Below are 4,471 nucleotides of genomic sequence, written 5' to 3'. Positions count from 1 at the left end.
CATCTCGGTCAAGTGGGACTCCGACACCACGGTCTCCGCCATCGACATCCGCGAGGCGGCCGGGGCCGAGGGCAACATCGGCTCCTGGCAGGTCGTCGAACACGACACCGGCGAGGTCCTGGCCACCGGCAGCGGAGCGGGCGCCATCTCCTTCGACCCGGTCTCGCTGCGCAAGATCAACTTCGAGATCACCGGCTCGAACGGCACCCCGCGCGTCGCCGAGTTCGAGACCTACGCCGACGCGCCGCCGGACGGCGGAGGGGACAACCCGCCGGACGACGGTGAGGACCCGCCGCCGGACGGTGGCGGCGACACCCCGCCGCCGTCGGGCGACGAGATCTTCGTGGCCCCGGGCGGCAGCGACGGCGCCTCCGGTACCGAGTCCGACCCGACGACGCTCACGTCGGCGATCGACCGGATCGAGCCCGGCGGCTCGATCTACCTGCGCGGAGGGACCTACGACCAGTCCGAGACGGTGCGCATCGAACCGGGCAACGACGGCCTGTCGGGCGACCGCAACGAGCTGTTCGCCTACCCCGGTGAGACGCCCGTGCTGGACTTCTCCGCCCAGAGCGAGGACTCGGCCAACCGGGGGCTCGCCATCGGCGGCGACTGGTGGCACGTCAACGGCATCACCGTCGAGCGCGCCGGTGACAACGGCATCCTGCTGGGTGGCAACCACAACGTCATCGAGCGGGTGACCACCCGCCACAACCACGACAGCGGGCTGCAGCTGTCGCGCTACACCGCCGGGGCTCCCAGGTCGGAGTGGCCCTCGGACAACCTGATCGTCAGCTCGGTCTCGCACGACAACGCCGACTCCGACGGAGAGGACGCCGACGGGTTCGCCCCGAAGCTCACCGTCGGGGACGGGAACGTGTTCCGCTACACCGTGGCGTACAACAACATCGACGACGGCTACGACCTGTTCACCAAGTCGGACACGGGCCCGATCGGCGAGGTGACCATCGAACACTCGCTGGCGTTCGGCAACGGCTCGCTCTCGGACGGATCCCAGCACTCCGACGGTGACCGCAACGGGTTCAAGCTCGGCGGTTCGGACATCGGGGTGGACCACGACGTCCACCACAACATCGCCTTCGAGAACGGCAAGCACGGGTTCACCTACAACTCGAACCCGGGCAGCATGACGGTGTCGAACAACCTCAGCGTCGGCAACGAGGAGCGCAACTTCCAGTTCGACGGTGGCGACTCGGTGTTCCGCAACAACACCTCGTGTGACAGCGGTTCCAGCGACCGGTACAGCGGCGACGCCGACGGTTCGAACCAGTTCTGGGACGGTTCCAACGGTTCCCGCTGCTCCCAGTACTCCGGGTCCCTGGACTGGGGCTTCGACTCCAGCGGCCGTCTCGTGGTGACCATCGGCGGCAACGAGGTCGACCTGTAGCCGACCTGGCCGTCCCCACCGGAGCCGACCGGATCCCGGCCGGTCCGTCCGACCACGTCGGGCGGACCGGCCGGCCGGTTCCGGGCACCGGTGCCCGGGCCGGGCAACCCGCCGCACCCGATGTGCGGCCCCTCTCCCTTGGCGCCTATGCCGTTGCGCCCGTGCCGCCGGGCGCGGGGCCGCTGGACGCGCGTACGACCAGGCGCGGGGTGAGCACCTCGTGGCGGTCCCCGGTCCGGCCGCCCATCCGCTCCAGGAGCAGGCGCACGGCGAGCCGCCCCATCACCAGCCGGGGCTGGTCCACGCTGGTCAGACGGGGGCGCACGGTCTCGGCGAGGGTGGTGTTGTCGTAGCCGACCACGGACAGCCCGTCCGGGACGGGTACGCCGGAGGCGTGTGCCTGGTCCAGCAGGGCCAGGGCGGCCAGGTCGTTGACGGCGAGCACCGCGCTCGGCCGGGCCGAGCCCAGCAGCTCCGACGCCGCCCGGGCGCGCTGAGGGGGATCGTCGCCGATCGGGCGGACCGCGGTGTGCCCGCCCAGGCCGAGTTCGCGCATGGTGGCGCGGTAGCCCTCGTCACGCGCGCGTGAGGCGGGGCGTCCGGTGCCGGACAGGTGGGCGATGCGCTCGTGGCCCAGCTCCGCCAGGTGCAGGACGGCGGCCCGGGCACCGGCCTCGTCGTCGTTGGCGACGGTGTCCACCCCGGGGGAGAAGGCGGTGGGGCGCCCCACCATCACCACGGGGGCGCGCCGCGCGGCCTCGGCCAGTACGGCGGGGTCCAGCCAGGAGCTGATCACCACCACTCCGTCCACGTTGAGCTGGAGCAGGGACTCCAGCTGCCGCCCCAGCCGGCGCCGGTCCCGCTGCCCGTGAGCGAGCAGCACGGTGAAGCCCTCCGCGTCGGCGGACTCCTCCACTCCCGCCACGACCTCCGTGTGGTACGGGTTGGCCAGGTCGGTGAGCAGGACCCCCAGGATCATGGTGCGGCCCTGCACGAGGCTGCGGGCCAGCGTGTTGGAGCGGTAGCCCAGGCGCTCGGCGGCCGTCAGGATGCGCTCGCGCGCCGCCTCGCCGACCCTGTCATCGCCGCGCAGGGCCAGGGACACCAGGGACTTGGACACCCCCGCCTCCGCCGCGACGTCCACGATCGTGGGCCGCCTGTCCCGCCGCCCGGTCCCGGATCCGCCCGTCCGTTGTGTGCTCACCCCGTCATTGTGCCGTGTCCGGAAGGCGGCTCCGGGACACCGGTCCTGGGTTTTGGAACGTTCCAAGCTCGTTTGCCCGCGAGTCACCTCGCTTTCCCCCCACGTCCGGCCCCCGTGCCTAGCGTCGACACCGAGCACACCAGACTCCACCTACGACAGGGGAACCCTTGGACACGGCCGCCTCCGCACTCCGCCACCGCCCCGAAGCCCTGCTGTTGGACTTCGGCGGCGTGGTCTTCCAGACGCGCAAACGGCCGGAGGGCCGCGCCGACGTCGCCCGCCACCTGGAACTGGTCCTGGCCCGAGCCGGACACACCGTGGCCGCCGACACCCTGCTCGCGTCCCTGAACGCCGGGCTCGCGGCACTCAAGGACTGGAAGAACGCCGCGGGGCGCCGTCTCACCCCGGCCGAACTCGACCACCGCACCATCTGGACGGACTTCCTGGTCTCGGACCTGGACGCCCCGGTCCGCGAGGTGCTGGCGGGCAGCGCCTCGGAGCTGCTCGCCCGGATGTCGCCCCTGCTGTCCGAGCACGAGGTGCGCCCCGGCATGCGCGAGCTCCTGGCCACCGCCGACGAACTCGGCGTGCGGGTGGGCATGGTCTCCAACGCCCACTCCGGCCGCTCCCACCGCACGCTCCTGCGCGAGGCCGGGCTGGAGGACCACTTCGGCGTGCAGGTGTACTCCGACGAGGTCGGCATCCGCAAACCGCACCCCGAGATGATCGCGCTGGCAGCGCGGGCCCTGGGCACCGTCCCCGAGCGCTGCTGGTACGTGGGCGACACCCAGGACCGCGACGTGGTCGCCGGGCGCCGCGCCGGGGTGGCCGCCGTCCTGCTCACCCGCCACCACCACACCGACTCCCCGCCGTACGCGGTGCGGGTCCGGGCCGACGCCGTCTACGACACACCCGAAGGGCTGATCGCGCCCCTGCGCGAGAGCGTCCCGACCGACGGCGCGGGTGCGGGCCGGACCGCCGCCCCCGCCCAGGTACGGCGGGAGAACCCGTCCGGGGACGCACGGGACCGCGTCGCCACCGGCTCCGGGCCGTGCGCGCCCCGCTCCGGCGACTCCGAGGCCTCCCGGCTCCCCGCCGCGCTCCTCCTCGACCAGGGCGGGGTCATCGCCGACTCCACCCCCACCCCCGACGCCCAGCGCGCCTTCGCCGAACGGCTCGTCGCCCGCCTGCGCCGGGCCGGGCACGAACTCGCACCCGACACCGTGCTGGAGGCGGTCCTCACCGGACGCGACCGCTACCGGGCCTGGAAGGGCGCGCACCCCGAGGGCGCCGCGGTTCCGGAGGCCTCACCCCGCCAGTTCTGGTGCGAGTTCGTCGGACGCGACCTCTCCTCGCAGGTCAGAGACTTCCTGTACGCCGAGTCCGCGCAGCTCATGGTCGAGTACGCCCGTGCCAAGAGCCACGCCCGCATGCGCCGGGGCGTGCCCGAGGTCCTGCGCTTCTGCGAGGCCCACGGCGTGCCGGTGGCCATCGTGTCCAACACCGTCTGCGGCCGGGCCGTGCGCGAGGAACTCGACCGCTTCGGCATCGAGCACCTCGTCGGCGCGCACGTGTACTCCGACGAGCTGGGCCGCCGCAAACCCGACCCCGCCACCGTCGCCGCGGCGCTCACCGCGCTGGACGCCGATCCCGCGCGCAGCTGGTTCGTCGGTGACAAGCCCTGGCGCGACACCGCCGCCGCCCACCACGGCGGGGTCGGCACCACCGTCATCGTGCGCGGCGGCTCGGCCAGTGACGAGCGCGTCGACGCCGCCCTGACCGGTGTCGAGCACGAGCGCCCCACCCACGTCATCGACGAGATGGACGACCTGCTGGAGCTGTGGGCCCCCGCCCTCCTG

The 4,471-nt window shown here is 73.0% G+C and carries 2 protein-coding genes and 1 pseudogene; 2 read left to right on the top strand and 1 reads right to left on the bottom strand.

The window, feature by feature from the left end; genetic code table 11:
• Positions 1 to 1,408 (top strand): annotated as a pseudogene (locus ADL05_RS24565) (right-handed parallel beta-helix repeat-containing protein); the annotation flags it as partial.
• A 145-nt stretch (positions 1,409 to 1,553) separates the two neighbouring features.
• On the opposite strand, the gene ADL05_RS24560 reads toward ADL05_RS24565, so the two are convergent.
• Positions 1,554 to 2,612: a LacI family DNA-binding transcriptional regulator gene (locus ADL05_RS24560; protein ID WP_053619384.1), complete on the bottom strand. Its 1,059-nt coding sequence runs from the start codon at positions 2,610 to 2,612 to the stop codon at positions 1,554 to 1,556.
• 167 nt (positions 2,613 to 2,779) lie between these two features.
• Between ADL05_RS24560 and ADL05_RS24555 the strand changes: the two genes are divergently transcribed.
• A partial coding sequence (locus tag ADL05_RS24555; RefSeq protein ID WP_053619383.1) for an HAD family hydrolase occupies positions 2,780 to 4,471 on the top strand: 1,692 nt, incomplete at its 3' end.

This window comes from Nocardiopsis sp. NRRL B-16309 (assembly GCF_001279585.1).
Classification (GTDB): Bacteria; Actinomycetota; Actinomycetes; order Streptosporangiales; family Streptosporangiaceae; genus Nocardiopsis.
The sequence above is the reverse complement of the archived record's forward strand: the minus strand, read 5'-3'. Positions and strand labels throughout refer to the sequence as shown.